Here is a 17,260-nt window from a genome sequence, read left to right as displayed (position 1 = left end):
GATTTTGCCGATGGACCGGAATGAATGAGCGGATTTCCGCTCATTCAGGTACGAACATTTCCCGGGTCAGTCCATGTCGCTGCATCTTTTCATTAAACGTGCGACGCGGCAGTTGCAGCTCTTCAAGTACGGCTTTCACATCTCCCTTGTGCCGGGTCAACGCCGCCCGCAAACACTGCGCTTCAAACGCCTCCTGCTGCGCCGCCAGCGACTGGCCCGGATCGATGCCCTGCACCGGTTCATCCAGTCCCAAGACCTGCCGTTCGGCGACGTTCGCCAACTCGCGAACGTTGCCCGGCCAGTCATGACTCAGCAGGTGGCTCAATTGCGCGCCACTGAGCGGCGGGAAAGTCCGGCCCAAGCGCTGGGCGGCGCTCTGGGCGAAGGACTCGAACAACAACGGAATGTCTTCCCGACGATCACGCAACGGCGGCAGGCGCAATTCGGCGACGTTCAGGCGATACGCCAGGTCTTCGCGAAAACGCCCGGCCCGGGCTTCATCGAGCAGATCCGGTTTGGTCGCCGCAACAATGCGCAAGTCCACCCGAATGCTCTGGTTCGATCCCAGCCGCTCCAGTTTCTGTTCCTGCAACACCCGCAGCAGCTTCACTTGCTGGGCCAGCGGCATGCTTTCGATTTCATCGAGGAACAGCGTGCCGCCATCGGCGTATTCCAGCTTACCGATGCGTTTGCCGGAGGCTCCGGTGAACGCGCCGCTTTCATGCCCGAACAACTCGGCCTCGAACAACTGCTCGGGGATCGCCGCGCAGTTCAGCGCCACAAAGGGTTTGTCGGCGCGCGGGCCGAAGTCGTGCAGGCAGCGGGCGACCAGTTCCTTGCCGCTGCCGGTTTCGCCACGGATCAGCACATTGACCGGCAGCGTCGCCAGATCCAGCACCTGCCGGCGCAAGGTCTGCAAACCACGGGACACACCGAGCAGCGTGGCATCGAGTTTCGCGCGATTGTCAGCCTGCTCGTGCAGGGCGCGGTTTTCCAGCACCAGTCGGCGCTTGTCCAGCGCCCGGCGCAGGCTGCCGAGCAGGGTCTCGGGGCTGAAGGGTTTTTCCAGAAAATCGTAGGCGCCGTCGCGCATCGCTTCGACCGCCATCGGCACATCGCCGTGGCCGGTGAGCAGAATCACCGGCAGGTCGGCATCCCGGCGTTGCACTTCGGCCAGCAGTTCAAGACCGCTGAGGCCGGGCATGCGCACGTCGCTGACAATCACTCCGGCAAAATGCGCGGGCAGCGCCGCCAGGCATTCCTCGGCGCGGCTGAACAGTTGCACCTCGAACCCGGACAGGCTCAGCCACTGTTCGACCGCACTGCGAATGCTGCTTTCGTCATCGACCACCATCACGTGATTCAGCATCAGAGGTGCGCCTCCAGATCGATTGGCAGGGTCAGGCTGAACACCGCGCCGTTGTCGCCGTTCTCGGCGCTCAGGCGCCCGCCGGATTCGTGGACGATGGCGAAGGATACTGCCAGTCCGAGACCGAGGCCGTCACCCACCGGTTTAGTGGTGAAGAACGGATCGAATACCTGACCCAGATGTTCTTCGGCGATGCCGCCGCCATTGTCGATGACGCTCAGGCGCCACAGTTGCTCGTCGGCCTCCAGGCGGATTTCCAGGCGCTTGCAAGGTTTGCCCTGCATCGCATCGAGGGCGTTGCGCAGCAGGTTGATCAGCACCTGTTCGAGGCGGATCGCATCGCCGCGCACCCAGGCCGGACGGGTCAGGTGCAGCACCAGACTGACCTGCTCGTCGCGCATCCTCGCATCGAGCAATTGCAGGGCCTGATCGACCACCGTCGACAGGTCCAGCCGCTCACGCAAACCGCTGGGGCTCTTGCGGGCGAAGGTTTTCAAATGACCGGTGAGGGCCGCCATGCGCGTGAGCATCTCATCCACCGGTTTGAGTGCCTTGTAGGCGTCATCGACCCGGCCGTGATCGAGCAGCAGCCTGAGCGTTGCAAGCTGCATGCGCTGGGCGGTCAGCGGCTGATTGATTTCGTGGGCCAGCGCGGCGGACATCTGCCCGAGTGCCGCGAGTTTTGCCGATTGCACCAGACCATCCTGGGCGGTGCGCAAATCCCGGGTGCGTTCCTCGACCAGTTGCTCAAGCTCTTCGCGACTGCGCTGGCGCATTTTCGCCAGACGCCAGCGCTGGTTGAGGAACAGCAACAGGAACACCAGCGCCAGCCACACCCCGGCAGCGGCGAGTCCGGCATTGCGCTGGTCCTCGAAGGACAATTGCGGGCGACGCAACAGGTGCAGGGTCCAGCCTTCGGCGATCAGCGGCAGGGATTCCCACAGGTAATCCGCCGTGCCTTGCGGAGCCTCGACACGACGCAGGTCGCTGTTGTCGTCGAAGCGGCGCAGCGACAGATGAGTCAGCGGCACCAGCGACTGTTTGTCGTATTGGCGGGTAGCCTTGATCTCCCGGTAATCGGCCGGGGTCAGCGGGTGCAGCAGGCGATAGCGCCACTCGGGCTGGTTGGCGATGAAGACGATGCCCCGGGCATCGCTGACCAGCAGGGTGTCGTTGCCATGGCTCCATTCGCGTTCAAGCTCCGGGAATTCGAGCTTGACCACCATCGCCCCGAGGAACTCGCCGTTGTCGCCAAGCACCGCGCTGGACAGGAAGTAACCGGGAATCCCGCTGGTCACGCCGACCGCGTAGAAACGCCCGGTGCCCTGGGTGCGGGTCTGACTGAAGTACGGGCGAAAGCCGTAGTTGTGGCCGACGTAACTGCTGGGCAGACGCCAGTTGCTGGCCGCCACCGCCAGGCCGGTGTGATCAAGCAGCTCAAGCGTCGAGGACTGCGCAGCGCCGTTGATCTTTTCCAGCTTCAGATTCAGCGCCGCTTGCTGTTCGGCATCCACGGGACCTGCCAGCGCCGCACGCAATTGCGGGTCCAGCGCCAGCACGGCGGGCAGGGCGCGGTAGCGGTCGATCAGGGTGTGCAGCGAATTGGCGTATAGCGCCAGCTGTTGATTGGCCCGCGCGGCGTCTTCTTCCAGCGCCTGGCGCTCGGCATGGCGGATCGCAAGCGTCGCGGCGAGGGCGGCACCGGCGATGATCAGCAGGGTATACAACGACAGACGCAGGGTACGGGAAGTCGGCAGCATGCTGAGGAACTGAGGGGGAAATGGGGCTGGCACCATACCATGAGGCGTTGTGCTTCGCGCGTTATCCCCCGCCGGATTGACCCTGAACCTGGGCCTGGCTACGCAGTTCGGGTGAACCAGTTGCCGGAGCGCTGTTTGGGCGGGTGAGCCATGCGTCGCAAGTACTGATTGTCCGTAGTGCCCATCTCTTTGTAGGCGGCCAGACCACGCTGGGCGTGAGCGATTTCATATCGGGTGGCTGCGGTTTGCCGGCGCAACCCCGAACGGGTGATCGGTGCCAGCGTTTCTTTTGTGGTCATGTTGTTTACATTCGGCAGCACATCGGCTGGATAGAGGACGTCTGTGCCCATTGCATCGAAAGCGTTTTCCATCCATGCCGAACGCTCTTCGAGCGCGGTCTGCCAGTCACTGAGCATTGTCTCGATTTTTCCGACCTTGACCGGGTCCAGGCGGTTCTTGATGTCTTCGACTTCGATAGCCAGGGCAAACATATTGATTGCGCCGGGAATGATCGAAATCCATGTGGCCATAACCCTGTTCATCATGAACTCTGGATTGAGGATTTTGTCGAGCGCCGGTGTGCCTCGCTCATTCATGAAATCGCTGAAGTTACGAATATCCCCGACGGCCCGCTTGATTCCCAGGTCGTGATCAATCGCATCAACGGACATCTTCGAGGTTTTCGGAATCATCCCGCCGCCGATGAGACCGACAGTATTCAGGGGGACATCCGCCATCGCGCCGGATACATCGCCGCCGATGTTTCCTCCGATCAGCCCTCCGGTGGTCAAATGGGGTGGAAGAGTGAGTCCATGTGGCATTGCCATGTCAATTTGCGCACCCCCGATCAACCCGGCTTCATAGCCGATGGTGCCCTTTACGCCTTCCACCACAGCGTTGGTCAACAGCGCATTTTTGAAGCCTTTCTGGTGAATGATGTTGTGAAGTTGTGCATTGGTTTGCTCCGCATATTCACTCACGTAGCCCAGGAAGCCCGCGTATAACATGATGGTGGCTTCGGCTCTGGTTCCTCCCGACGGATCAACGTAACGCAGCGGACTATTTCCGACAAACGCATACCGGTTCTGCCCGTCCGCATCCCCGGCCGGATCGGCGCTCACCCAGCGACACAACCAGGGCGCGTAATATCGCGCCCCGTAGTAATAAAGCCCGGTGACATCCATTTCCTTGCCCGAATAGCGGGTGAGCTTGTAGTCCGCTTCGATCAGCGAGCGGGCTGCCATCGTCGCGGTGTTGCCGAATGCGTAGTAGCTTTCGCGGCTGATTATCTGTGCCCGTTGATCAATCTGCGTCACGCTCGATCCCAAGTGGTCGGAATGGGAATAACACACCTGATCAGCATCGATACCGGGTGGTTTGCCCGCGACCCAGTGCAGACACGTTACCTCGCCGACACCGGTGGCGACGGTGATCCGGTGCAACTCTTCTCCGCTGCTTTTGGTGCGGATTTCCAGACTCCCAACGTAATGCACTTCAGCGATATGGCTGACGGTGCCGGTGTGGGTTTCATGGCGTTTGTAGACCCTTGCGCCCTGGCTGTAGTGATTAAGCTCCTGGTCGGGCGGCCCGCTGGCGTGCTCCACGAGGATCAGCGATTCCAGCTGATTGCGGCTGTTCCACTTCATCGGCTGGCCGGGCTGCAGGGCCAGCAGATTACCGGCGTGGTCGAAAAGGGTGCTGAAGTCAGGGACCGGATCCGTCGGTTTCCAGCGCACACCGCGATTGCTGGCAGGGTCGATGAACATCTCGCGGGTGTAGGTATTGCCGTCGCGTACGTGGGTCAGTTTTTTCAGGTTGTTGCCGTCGTCGTATTCGAAAGACTCGACATAGTTGCGTCGGTCATTGGGATCGGTGGGTTGCGGCCGCCCGGGGTTGTCCGCGGGCGGGGCGTCGCTGTAACCGGTGGCGCGGGTCAGGCGGTACACCGAGTCATAGCCAAATGTGCGTTCACCGTCGACCCGCTGGTTGCGGAAAAACGTCAGTGTGTAGGTGTGATCGATGATGCGGGTGACGTTTCCTGCAGCGTCATATTCATACTCGAAATCCTGAACCGCCGGTTCCGAAGCCTTTTGCGCATAGTGCCGAAGCAGGCTTCCATCGGCCTCCCGGTAGTGCCAGTGGCTGGTTACGCCATTGCCGAGGCGCTGTTCGATGATCTGGCCGGCGGCGTTGTAATCCGCGCCGTTCAAAATGGTTTGGAAGGATTGCCCGCTGAGTTGCAGTTGCACCTTGGCAAGCTGCCCGGCGATGTCGTAAGTCGATTGTTGAACATGCCCGCCAGCGTCGTTGGTTTGCAGCAGTGCACCGTTGGCGCTGTAGCGCTGACGGCTGGTGCAGACTTTGCCATCCTCGAAGGTGCGGGTTTCTCCCAGTACCTGGCCGCTCATCGTGAAGCTGTTGATTTGCACCGTGCCCGATGGATCGCTCAACGCTGTCATTTGTCCGCGCAGGTTGTATGTCGGGTCGGCCGAAGCGGTTTCATAGCTGAACGTTTCGAAGCTCGATGAACCGTTCTCTGCAACGGCCCGCAAACGCATCTGCGGGTCGTAGCTCATCTCCCGGTGATTGCCGTTCGCATCCCAATTCTGCAAAAGTTCGCCGCCGAGTCCTGGCAGGAGCGTGTTTTCGCCACCGTCGACATTGCGGGTCTTGAGCGCCGTGCCGTCCAGTCTGTACACCGTTGTTGTATTGGGCGTGGGCAGACGCGGATCCTGTTGTGCAGCCAGATGACCGACGGCGTCATATTGCAGACGACTGATCAGCGCGCGCACTTCTTCTCCGGCCACCGTGCGCAGGTACTCGACTTGTCTGACGGCTTCGCCGCGAGGGCCGATGACCGACAGCGTCGGTGTGAGATGGTGCACGTTGGCTTTCATGACTTGATCCGTTTTGCGGGTCTGGCAGGCGCCGGTCTTTTCGCGGGTCTGGCCAGTAGCGAGTCGTCTGTGTCATTGAAGTCGTAGCTGAGCTTGAACCACGGATGCAGAACGTCGAATGCCAGATGACCGAGGGCATTGATCGTCTGGATCGGCCGGCCCGGGGCGTCGTAGAACATCCGGTCGTGGTAGCCGTGCTGGCGCATCGCGCTGTCATTGATGCAGCGATGAGTGTTGAGGAAATAGGGCCGGTAGACCCGGATGGTTTCGCCCTTGTGGTTGTATTCGACGCGACTCTGCACCCGCCAGCGCTGAATGGCCGGCAGTTCAATCGGCTTGCCGTCGGCGCCCGTTGCGAGATTGTCCTCGGGGGTGGCCACAAAGGCATCGCCCGGCGGCACGAGCTGTTTGCTTTGCAACTCGCGGCCAAAGCCGTCGAAGTAAGCGATGATCATCTGAATCAACTGCAGTGGATCATTGGGGTAGCGGTCGGCAACAAGCCTGAGGCTATGCACCGGTTGCCTCGGGGCGGTGCGGATGATCCTGAGCAGTGTCTGCTCGCTGGCCGTGCGTTTTTTACGCTGGTTCAGCCAGCGCAGTGCCGAAGCACGGATGTGACCATCGGGCAGGATCAGGCCCTTGGCGATCCATTCCTTTCTTTTGCGCGACAGGGTTTTGCGCGAGAGTACGGGCATCCAGCTGAACAGCTCGGTGCGTACTGCGCTGGCGGCGGATGCCACTACTGTTTTCGGATGGGCAAGGGCGTATTCGACGCTCAGATCAGACTGCGGCGGGTAAGCGGACAAAGGCACGAATCCGGCCGGCAATCCTTCTTCGCTGCCATGAAAACTGAGCACCATGGGCTGACCGCCTGCGTCGTAAAGAACTTCCTGAATGTTCTCGTTGGGATCGGTGATGCTGAGCGGCTGCAGGGTGTGCATGTCGTATTTCACCGATGTCACGCAGCCGTCCGGCAGGGTGATGGCAATGGTCAGCAGATGGTCTGCGTCCCAGGTGATGTGCGTTACACCATGGCTGGCGGTCTGCTGCACCTCGGTGACGTGATGAAAACCGCTGGCATCGGCGTAGGTGAAAAAGCCGCTTTGCGCTGACCACAGGTTTTGCAGCAGATCCTGTGCAGGGTCTTCCGGGAAGAACAGCTTCATGGGCGAGTAGCCAATCTTTGTCAGCTCGTCCCGAATGACAATCGGAACGTCGTCGTAGGCCGCCAGGGCCTTTTTGTCAAACACAGCCTGTTCGGTCGGCCCTTGTCGAGGCGGGTAAAGGATCTTGCCGGCAGCCTCCAGATACGTGTGTTGCGCGAGCGAGGTCAATTCCCGCGCGGCTGTCCATTCGGCGCTGTCTTTATACCGATCGAAATTTTCGAAACTGATGTCCGCCGCGCGCAACCCACCCGGCAGTGCGCCCTTGGGCAGCTTCATTGCGTTGCCGCGCTGACGCTCGGGCAGGCCGAGCAGCCAGTGGCCTTCAGTGGTCAGGTGAGTGAATCCGGCAAGGGTTTCTGTCAGATAGAAAGACCGCTGTTGTTCATCGTGACTGTCCTCCCATGCTCGCATTTGATCCTCCCGATCAAAGGGCGGTTTGTCCGTCTCGATGCGGCGGCGAGCACAGGCTACCGTGAAACCGTGAGTCAGATGGCCGTACTCGTCCCGTTCCAGATTGACCGTATGCTCGCAACGCGGATCGTCCATGAACTTTTCGTATTGATGGCTGCGGGTTTCCAGTTCGAGTACCAGCACGCTGGACGGATTGTCTTTGACCACCCGTACCCGATAGCGCGATTCGCTGAGGGAGAACAGGCGCGCCGGGGCTGGGTCATCCGCCTGACACACCTCGGTGCGCAACGGGCGACCGGCCAGGGCGTAGGCAATTTCGCGATGGTCGTCGGCCTTGCGCCTTTTGCGAACACGCTCCTTTCGGCCTTTGGCATCGAACGTTGAAATAGCTGTGGGGCCTAGCGGCGTGATCTCGTCGTCGAGTTCGCAGGTGCCTTTCAAGACGAGATCGATGCTTCTGCCGGTATGAAACCAGTGCGTCACGCGCATCGGCGCCGTGTGGCCACTTTCGGCCTTGCCCGGTTCCAGCTCACTGTCGGTCTGGCAGACTTTGCCGAAGCCGCGAAACTCACGTTCGTAACCGTCGTAGTAACCCTCGAAATATTCGTGGAACTGCATCAGGTAATTGCCGGTGATTTCATCATCCTGGCGCAACCAGTGAAGCACCATCTGGGGAAAGGGCAGAAGGCAGACGGGACGCCGGCGCGCCATCAGTTCCAGATGTTTTTCATCCAGCCAGAACTGCGCACTGCTGCGATGTTGCAGTGTGGCGCTGTAGCCCATGTTGTTGTTGCAGCCGGTGAGCAGGTACGGCCGCTCACTGACGAAGTGATACACCCAGTGCTGCGGTGTCATGTGCGGTTTGGTGAACAGCAGGCTGGCGCAACCGATGCCGCGCAGGTCGGCGAAGGTCACCTGGCAGAGGTTGTCGTAGCGAATGCCGGTTGGCCATGGGACACGCACGGGGGTCGAGGCCAGGCCATTGCCACCCTGGTTGAACCAGATTTCGAAGTAATCCGAAGACAGGTAAATGAAGGCCGGGGCGCCGGAGCCGTCCAGATCGGCGATGCGCACCCGGTCCGCATCGAATTCGCCATGGTCGAACGGCAGGTCGCTCAGTTTGAAACCCACTCCAAACCGACCATGTCCGAGGCTGGCCCAGCAGCGGATTTCATCGTGGCGAATCCGGCACAGCTCCATGCCGCTGGCGCCCATGCCACTGAATGACACCAGTTCGGAACGGGCGTCGCTGAACAGCGGCAAGCGATCCGGGGAATGAGGCACATCCTTGCCGGGCGCGAATCCTTTTTCCCTCAGGTTGGCATACACCCGGACGCTGTTCGGGCCGATCAGCGCGAGGTCGTCCAGACCTGCGCCGCTCAAATCGCCCATCCGTGTCAGTTGATGGAAAAATTCCACTGGGAACCGGCTGAACGGTTTGAACAGCGACCAGGTGCCGTCCGGGTTGAGCGTGTAATACCCGCTGCCGCCGGGCTGCGCGACGACCCAGTCCAGACGCCCGTCACCGGTGAGGTCGGTGAGGATCTGCACCACCGTTTTGCTGCTGTCTGCATTCGGTATCAGCGGTAGTAAAGTCCAGGGACCGTAGACGATTTCGTCACTGCCGGGCGCTCCACGCAAGGGCTCGCGGTAGTACCAGGCCCCGTCGTACTGGCAGAGAAAACCGGGCAGGCCTTCGCCGTAAAGATCGACGCAATGGTAGGGCTGGCCGTCGTTGAGACCAGGCATGTGATCGAGTTGCAGGAACGGTTTGGGCGTGGTGTCGAGTATCAGCGCTTCATAAAAATATTCGAGGGGCGGCATGTGCTTGACGCGACCTGTAGCGTCGTAACTCATGTAGTGCGCGGCTTTCAGGTGGTTGTATCCATGCAGTGTCGGCTCATGTTCCAGCAACAGGCGATTGACCAGCGTCGGCTCTGGGCCGATGTGGTTGAACAGTAGAAACTGCCGGCACAGGTGTCGGGTGCCTAACTCGAAGCCGAAGCGATGACTGCGGAACGGGTCGCTGCGAGGTAGCCATTTATCTTCGGCGGCCAAAAAAGATGGAACAGCCTCTCTACGGGTGACGCGCTCCCCGTAGTCAACGATTAATCGGAACAGCCAGTCCAGCAGCTCTGGTTGTGCATGATCGAGGCAATACAGATCGGTACTGGCGGTCTTGTTGCAATAGCAGACCTGGCGCAGGTAGCGCTGGGCCCGATAGTCAAAGCGAAGGTCTGCGTCGGTGTCGTCGGATTTGTATTCGAAGAAGATGTTTTCCCCGACGGTGTTCCTGATTTCCACCAGCAGCCACACGGCAACGCGGGTCGGATCTTCAGGGTCGTAAATGCACGATTGCGGAGAGTTGCCGTAGCAATGTTGCGAACCGTCGGCACGGGACACCACCCAGAAGGGATGACCGGTATCGGGTGTCCAGAACTCGTAACGGTCGAACGTGCTTTCCAGACGAGGGATGTAGCGCATTACGGAAAATTTTCTGGCGTTCTTGCCTTTTCCTCGAGTGCGCCGGGTTGCCTTGATCCTGCCGCGGGCCGTCAGCTCGGGCCGCAGGTCGGTGCCGTCGGCCTGCATGACATCGGTGGCCTCGTATTTCGGCACACCCTTGCTGGTCTTGCGCGAGATGGCGGGCAGCGGCAGATCCCAGCCGAGCCCGCATTTGCCGTTGCCCGCGTTGCCGTCGTAGACCAGTTGCAACTCGGGATTGAGCGTGCGCGCATTCAGGGTCGGGAGGGGCAGGGTATAAGAACGCTGCCCGGTCGCACCGATCTCCCCCCAACTGCGTCCGTTCGTTGCAATGGACGCAGTCTTGGCAATGGAGGGAGGAGTGACAAGCGCATCTGCATCAAGGGCCATGGCAACGCAACCTGTGAACGCCGAGTTTCCACGCTAACAGAGGGTGTTGGCTGCGGCACCTGTCAGATCTGACAGGTGCCGACTGACGGCAGGCGAAAAAAAACCGGGCGGTCATCGCTGACCGCCCGGTTTTTCACAAGCAGCTGAAGCGCTTACTGCACTTCCACCGCCAGGCTTTCGCTGATCTTCTGTTGCCAGATCGCAGGACCGGTGATGTGCACCGATTCACCTTTGCTGTCCACCGCGACGGTGACTGGCATGTCCTTGACCTCGAACTCGTAGATCGCTTCCATGCCCAGCTCGGCAAACGCCAGGACCTTGGACTTCTTGATCGCTTGCGCCACCAGGTAAGCGGCGCCGCCGACGGCCATCAGGTACACAGCCTTGTTGTCCTTGATCGCGTCGATGGCGGTCGGGCCGCGCTCGGACTTGCCGATCATGCCCAACAGGCCGGTCTGCTCGAGGATCTGACGGGTGAACTTGTCCATCCGCGTGGCGGTGGTCGGGCCGGCCGGGCCAACCACTTCGTCACCGACCGGATCAACCGGGCCGACGTAGTAGATGAAACGACCCTTCAGGTCCACCGGCAGGGTTTCGCCCTTGTTCAGCATCTCGACCATGCGCTTGTGCGCGGCGTCGCGACCGGTGAGCATCTTGCCGTTGAGCAGGACGGTTTCGCCCGGCTTCCAGCTCTGCACGTCTTCCGGGGTCAGGGTGTCGAGGTTGACGCGACGGGCCGACGGACCGGCTTCCCAGACGATTTCCGGGTAGGCGTCCAGCGGTGGCGCTTCCAGCGAAGCCGGGCCGGAACCGTCGAGCACGAAGTGCGCGTGACGGGTGGCGGCGCAGTTCGGGATCATGCACACCGGCAAGGAGGCTGCGTGGGTCGGGTAATCCATGATCTTCACGTCGAGCACGGTGGTCAGGCCACCGAGGCCCTGGGCGCCGATGCCCAGCTGGTTGACCTTCTCGAACAGCTCCAGACGCATTTCTTCGATACGGTTCTGCGGGCCACGGGCTTTCAGCTCGTGAATGTCGATGGATTCCATCAACACTTCCTTGGCCATCACAGCGGCTTTCTCGGCGGTGCCGCCGATGCCGATGCCCAGCATGCCCGGCGGGCACCAGCCGGCGCCCATGGTCGGAACGGTCTTCAGTACCCAGTCGACAATCGAGTCGGACGGGTTGAGCATGGCCATTTTCGACTTGTTCTCGGAACCGCCGCCCTTGGCCGCCACGTCCACTTCCACGGTGTTGCCCGGGACGATGGAGTAGTGGATGACCGCCGGGGTGTTGTCCTTGGTGTTTTTACGAGCGCCCGCCGGGTCGGCGAGGATCGAGGCACGCAGGACGTTTTCCGGCAGGTTGTAGGCGCGGCGCACGCCTTCGTTGATCATGTCGTCCAGGCTCATGGTCGCGCCATCCCAACGCACGTCCATGCCCACACGCACGAACACGGTCACGATGCCGGTGTCCTGGCAGATCGGCCGGTGGCCGGTGGCGCACATGCGCGAGTTGATCAGGATCTGCGCCATCGAGTCACGGGCCGCTGGCGATTCTTCGCGCAGGTAGGCTTCGTGCATCGCCTGGATGAAGTCCACGGGGTGGTAGTAGGAAATGAATTGCAGGGCGTCGGCAACGCTCTGAATCAGGTCGTCTTGCTTGATCACGGTCATGAGTCGCGCTCCTCTAAAAGACGGGAACATTCAATAAGGTGCCTGCGGCTTGGGTGCATCGGTCGGTCGCAGACACCTTTCAAGGCACGCCGGGGCTGCTGGCGCGACGCTAAAAAGGCGCGGCAGTATACCGCGCCTACTTGGTGGTGACACGCGCCGGCAGTCATTCGTTGGTCGCATGGCGGGAGCCGGTCGTCGTGGTTTTCCGCACGCGTGTCCGGCGCGCTGTTCCGGGGCCGTGAAGGCCGACAAAAAATCACGCGTGACCGGCGCTTTTGGCGGGCGCTCCGGGAACCCGGGAGGGACGGGCTCAAGGGCTTTTTTGACGCCAAATATCCGGCCCGAAAATCAATGGTCATTTATCGACTGGGCCACTAAAGTGGCAGCCGGTCTGTAGAGTAGGACACTCGGTCAGCCTCTTATCGCACGGTGAGTCAACGATTGACCCATAACGCCATTCAACGTCTTTTGCTCAAACGCTTCGCCCTCGCTGCAGCCACCTACGGATTGGCCTTGCTGTTGCTGTGGCTGGCGTATTTCACCGGACACTACGAAGATTCGCTGGCAGGCGTCGCCGTCGGCAGCGCCCTGGTGGTCATCAGCCAGGCGACCCTGTTCGCGGTGTTTTTCTCGGGCGCCAACCTGCGCTTCTCCGACCCGAGCCTGACCGAAGCGCAAGTGCTGCTCGGCCTCGGCTGGCAGACGTGGCTGATCGCGCATCTGCAAGAAGCCCGGGGCGAGTTCCTGGTCTTCTATGTGCTGATCCTGCTGTTCGGCCTGTTCCATCTGTCGCGGCGGGCCTTTGTGCGTTGCGCGATGCTGGTGTTCTTCAGCTTCTGTGCCATCACGCTGTGGGACGGTTACCACTTTCGGTTGCACGACCCGGCGCTGTCCGCGTTGCAGGCCTGCATCCTGCTGATCGTGCTGGCCTGGCTGGTGATTTACGCACGCTTCGTCCAGACCTCACGGCAACGCATGCGCCAGCGCCGCTTTGCCTTGCAGGCGCATCAGGACACGTTGCGCGGAATGATGCGCCAGCTCGAAGATCTGGTGGCCACCGACGAACTGACCGGGCTGTTCAACCGCCGGCATTTCCTGCGCCTGGCCACCCGCGAATTGAATGCGATGGAAGCCGACGTCGTGCATGGTCTGGCGCTGATCGACCTCGACCACTTCAAACGTATCAACGACCTGCACGGTCATGCCGCCGGCGATCAGGTGCTGCAGGCGTTTGCCGGCGTGGCCGGAGCCTGTCTGCGCGACGGCGACGTGCTGGCGCGTTATGGTGGTGAGGAATTCGTGGTGCTGCTGCCCGATTGCAACGCCGAGCGCCTGACCGCTTGCTGCGAACGCCTGCGCATCGCTTTCACCGACGTCGAACTGGTGGGCCTGAATGTGAAAAACCTGAGCCTGTCGGCGGGCATGACCCTGCTGGAGCTGGGCGATGATCTGGATGACGCCTTGCAGCGCGCCGATCAGGCGCTGTACCGGGCCAAGCGTGACGGGCGCAACCGTTGCGCCGCCGCGTGGGAGAACGTCGATGCCTGAACTGCGGGTCGGTGAACGACAATGGTCGGTGGCGGCGGGCAGCAACCTGCTCGACACTCTCAATCAGAACGGTGTGGCGGTGCCTTACAGCTGCCGCGCCGGCAGTTGCCATGCCTGCCTGGTGCAATGTGTGCAAGGCTTGCCCGCCGACAGCCGCCCGGATGCCCTGAGCGCCGAGCAGCGTGATCAGGGCTGGCGGCTGGCCTGTCAGTGTCAGGTGATCGAAGACTTGCAGGTGCACACGTTCGACCCGATTACCGACGGTCGCCCGGCCACGGTCGAAGCGCTGGACTGGCTCGGCGACAGCGTGTTGCGTCTGCGCCTGACACCTCAGCGACCGTTGCGCTACAGCGCCGGCCAGCATCTGGTGTTGTGGGCCGGTCACATCGCTCGGCCGTATTCACTGGCGAGCCTGCCCGAAGAAGACCGTTTTCTGGAATTCCACCTCGATTGTCGCCAGCCCGGCAAATTCAGCGATGCCGCCCGGCGCTTGCAGATCGGCGACCCGATCCGCCTCGGCGAACTGCGCGGCGGCGCGCTGCACTATGACCCGGACTGGCACGACCGGCCGCTGTGGCTGCTCGCCGCCGGCACCGGGCTCGGCCCGTTGTTCGGTGTGCTGCGCGAGGCCTTGCGTCAGGATCATCGAGGCGCCATCCGCGTCATTCACCTGGCCCATGACGAGCGCGGGCATTACCTGGCCAAACCCCTTGAGGCACTGGCCGCGCAGCGGGAAAACCTCAGCGTCGAATGGTGGACGGCGGCCGAGTTGCCGGGCGCTTTGGCGCAACTGCGCCTTGTCTCCCGGCAAACGCTGGCTTTAGTCTGCGGTTCGACCGCCAGCGTCGACGCGTTTGCCAAGCGTCTGTTCCTGGCCGGACTGCCGCGCAATCAACTGCTGGCCGATGTCTTCCTGAGCCGTGGTTGAGCGCTGATTTCTCAGACGCGAGACCTGCCATGCCCGAAGCCATCCTCCTGCACCGTGAACGCGGTTTGCTGACCCTTCGCCTCAACCGCCCGGACAAGAAAAACGCCCTGACCCGCGCCATGTACAGCCAGTTGGCCGAAGCGCTCAAGCAAGCCAATCACGACCCCGAAATCAACGCCGTGCTGATCACTGGCAGCGCCGAGTGCTTCACCGCCGGCAACGACATCGCCGACTTCATCCAGCAACCACCGAGCGACCTCGACAGCCCGGTGTTTCACTTCATGCTCGAGCTCCTCGAATGCCGCAAACCGGTGATCGCCGCCGTGGCCGGGGCGGCGGTGGGGATCGGTACGACGCTGTTGCTGCATTGCGATCTGGTGTACGTGGCGCGGGATGCGCGGTTGCGCATGCCGTTCGTCAATCTCGGGTTGTGCCCGGAGTTCGGGTCCAGCCTGATCCTGCCGCGATTGCTCGGGCAGGCCAAAGCGTCGGAATTGTTGCTGCTCGGTGAGGGTTTCACCGGTGAGCAAGCGGCGCAATGGGGGATCGCCACCGAGGCGCTGGGCAGCGGCGAAGCCGCGTTGGCCAAGGCGCGGGAGATGGCGCTGCGGTTTGACGAGTTACCGGCCGAGGCAGTGCGCATCAGCAAGCAGTTGATGCGGGCGCCGGATCGCGAGTTGATTCGCAAGGTGATTGAGGAGGAGGGGGCGTTGTTTACCCAGCGGCTCAGATCGCCGGAGGCACTGGCGGCGTTGACCGGGTTCATCAAACGGCATTGAAAAGCCAGCCCTCACCCCAACCCTCTCCCGGAGGGAGAGGGAGCCGACCGAGGCGCTTAGGCGTTCTACGTCGACCTGAATTTACGAGTTGAACCCGGATTTGAAATTCATAGAGATCGGCTCCCTTTCCCCCTCACCCCCCTTGGGGGGAGAGGGTTGGGGTGAGGGGGGAAGGATCTCAAGCCGGGCACAAAATTCAGGTCCAACACACTAAAACCAAAAAAGCCCCGCCATTCACACGGCAGGGCTTTTCGTTTTCAGCAACCAGTCACTCAGACCTGCGGGTCGCCCACGTGCAGGATCTTCATGCCGTTGGTGCCGCCGGTGGTGTGGTAGCTGTCGCCCTTGGTCAGGATGACCCAGTCGCCTTTCTCCACCACGCCGCGCTTGACCAGCTCGTCGATGGCTTTCTGGCTGACTTCGTTCGGTGCCAGCGAAGCCGGGTCGAACGGTACGGTGTACACGCCACGGAACATCGCGGCGCGGGCCTGGGCTTCGCGGTGCGGGGTGAAGCAGTAGATCGGCACAGACGAACGGATACGCGACATGATCAGCGGGGTGTAGCCGCTTTCGGTCAGCGCGATGATCGCCTTGACGCCCGGGAAGTGGTTGGCGGTGTACATGGTCGCCAGCGCGATGCTTTCGTCGCAGCGCTCGAATTCCTTGCCGATGCGGTGGCTGGAAGTCTTGCTGGTCGGGTGCTTTTCAGCGCCGACGCAGATGCGCGCCATCGCCTGCACGGCTTCCAGCGGGTAAGCGCCGGCAGCGGATTCGGCCGAGAGCATTACGGCGTCGGTGTAGTCGAGCACGGCGTTGGCCACGTCGGATACTTCGGCGCGGGTCGGCATCGGGTTCTGGATCATCGACTCCATCATCTGGGTCGCCACGATCACCGCCTTGTTGTGGCGGCGTGCGTGCAGAATGATTTTCTTCTGGATGCCCACCAGCTCGGCGTCGCCGATTTCCACGCCCAGGTCGCCACGGGCAACCATGACGGCGTCGGAAGCCTTGATCAGACCGTCGAGGGTTTCGTCGTCGGCCACGGCTTCGGCGCGTTCGATCTTCGCCACCAGCCAGGCAGTGCCGCCGGCTTCGTCGCGCAGTTGACGGGCGTAGTTCATGTCGGCAGCGTCACGCGGGAAGGACACGGCGAGGTAGTCGACTTCCATTTCAGCGGCGAGCTTGATGTCGGCCTTGTCTTTCTCGGTCAGGGCCGGAGCGGTCAGGCCGCCACCGCGACGGTTGATGCCTTTGTGGTCGGACAGCGGGCCGCCGATGGTCACCACGCAGTTCAGTTCGGTGGCGGTGGCGGTTTCAACGCGCATCACCACGCGGCCGTCGTCGAGCAGCAGCTCGTCGCCCACGCCGCAGTCCTTGACCAGGTCCGGGTAGTCGATGCCGACCACCTGCTGGTTGCCTTCGGTCAGCGGATGGCTGGTGGAGAAGGTGAACTTGTCACCGATCTTCAGCTCGATGCGCTTGTTGGCGAATTTGGCGATACGGATTTTCGGGCCTTGCAGGTCACCCAGCAGGGCGACGAAGCGGCCGTGCTTGGCAGCCAGGTCACGCACCAGCTTCGCGCGAGCCTTGTGCTCGTCGGGGGTGCCGTGGGAGAAGTTCAGACGGGCGACGTCCAGGCCAGCCAGAATCAGCTGTTCGAGAACTTCCGGCGAGTTACTGGCCGGGCCAAGGGTAGCGACGATTTTGGTACGACGGACGGACATGCAAAGACTCCTCAGGTTCAAGCGCCAGCGAAGGCTACTATGCTCGAAGGGTGTAGTCATTGTTCGTTTGCACTACTTACGATTTTCTTTTTTGAACGCGACAATCGGCGCAAACGGCTCTGAAGATT

General features: G+C 61.7%; 9 protein-coding genes. 3 read left to right on the top strand and 6 right to left on the bottom strand.

All coding sequences use genetic code 11. The annotated features are described in order from the left end of the window. Positions 1 to 40: 40 nt before the first annotated feature. From IF189_RS22180 to IF189_RS22160, 5 genes are all read right to left on the bottom strand, one after another. Entirely contained in the window at positions 41 to 1,369 is a 1,329-nt protein-coding gene (locus tag IF189_RS22180; RefSeq protein WP_192552271.1) for a sigma-54-dependent transcriptional regulator, read from the bottom strand. Further along, positions 1,369 to 3,129: a sensor histidine kinase gene (locus IF189_RS22175; RefSeq protein ID WP_192552270.1), complete on the bottom strand. Its 1,761-nt coding sequence runs from the start codon at positions 3,127 to 3,129 to the stop codon at positions 1,369 to 1,371. Before IF189_RS22175 ends, IF189_RS22180 begins: the two co-directional genes overlap by 1 nt. Before the next feature lie 98 nt (positions 3,130 to 3,227). Next, positions 3,228 to 6,026 (bottom strand): RHS repeat-associated core domain-containing protein, encoded by a 2,799-nt coding sequence (locus tag IF189_RS22170; protein ID WP_192552269.1) that lies wholly within the window; start codon positions 6,024 to 6,026, stop codon positions 3,228 to 3,230. Further along, positions 6,023 to 10,477 carry a SpvB/TcaC N-terminal domain-containing protein gene (locus IF189_RS22165; RefSeq protein ID WP_192552268.1) on the bottom strand — a complete coding sequence of 1,485 codons (4,455 nt, stop codon included), beginning with the start codon at positions 10,475 to 10,477 and terminating at the stop codon, positions 6,023 to 6,025. The genes IF189_RS22170 and IF189_RS22165 overlap by 4 nt, the downstream gene beginning before the upstream one ends. Before the next feature lie 152 nt (positions 10,478 to 10,629). Next, positions 10,630 to 12,153 (bottom strand): fumarate hydratase, encoded by a 1,524-nt coding sequence (locus tag IF189_RS22160; RefSeq protein ID WP_007960181.1) that lies wholly within the window; start codon positions 12,151 to 12,153, stop codon positions 10,630 to 10,632. Positions 12,154 to 12,594: 441 nt separating this feature from the next. Here IF189_RS22160 and IF189_RS22155 point away from each other — a divergent pair, with 441 nt between their 5' ends. Genes IF189_RS22155 through IF189_RS22145 form a run of 3 tightly spaced genes read left to right on the top strand, consistent with a single transcriptional unit; the run spans position 12,595 to position 15,408 of the window. Continuing rightward, positions 12,595 to 13,701, top strand: coding sequence for a sensor domain-containing diguanylate cyclase (locus IF189_RS22155; RefSeq protein ID WP_134827912.1), 1,107 nt, complete (start codon positions 12,595 to 12,597; stop codon positions 13,699 to 13,701). Beyond that, positions 13,694 to 14,629 carry an iron-sulfur-binding ferredoxin reductase gene (locus tag IF189_RS22150; RefSeq protein ID WP_192552267.1) on the top strand — a complete coding sequence of 312 codons (936 nt, stop codon included), beginning with the start codon at positions 13,694 to 13,696 and terminating at the stop codon, positions 14,627 to 14,629. Before IF189_RS22155 ends, IF189_RS22150 begins: the two co-directional genes overlap by 8 nt. A 29-nt stretch (positions 14,630 to 14,658) precedes the next feature. Then, on the top strand, positions 14,659 to 15,408 hold the full coding sequence (locus IF189_RS22145) for an enoyl-CoA hydratase-related protein (protein WP_085689493.1): 750 nt from the start codon (positions 14,659 to 14,661) through the stop codon (positions 15,406 to 15,408). 272 nt (positions 15,409 to 15,680) lie between these two features. Here the strand turns inward: IF189_RS22145 and pyk are convergent, their stop codons facing one another. After that, positions 15,681 to 17,132: a pyruvate kinase gene (pyk, locus tag IF189_RS22140; protein ID WP_085697206.1), complete on the bottom strand. Its 1,452-nt coding sequence runs from the start codon at positions 17,130 to 17,132 to the stop codon at positions 15,681 to 15,683. Positions 17,133 to 17,260 lie beyond the last annotated feature (128 nt).

Source organism: Pseudomonas sp. IzPS59, from assembly GCF_014863505.1.
In the GTDB taxonomy this organism is placed as follows: Bacteria; Pseudomonadota; Gammaproteobacteria; order Pseudomonadales; family Pseudomonadaceae; genus Aquipseudomonas; species Aquipseudomonas kribbensis.
This window is presented reverse-complemented; position numbering and strand designations above follow the sequence as displayed.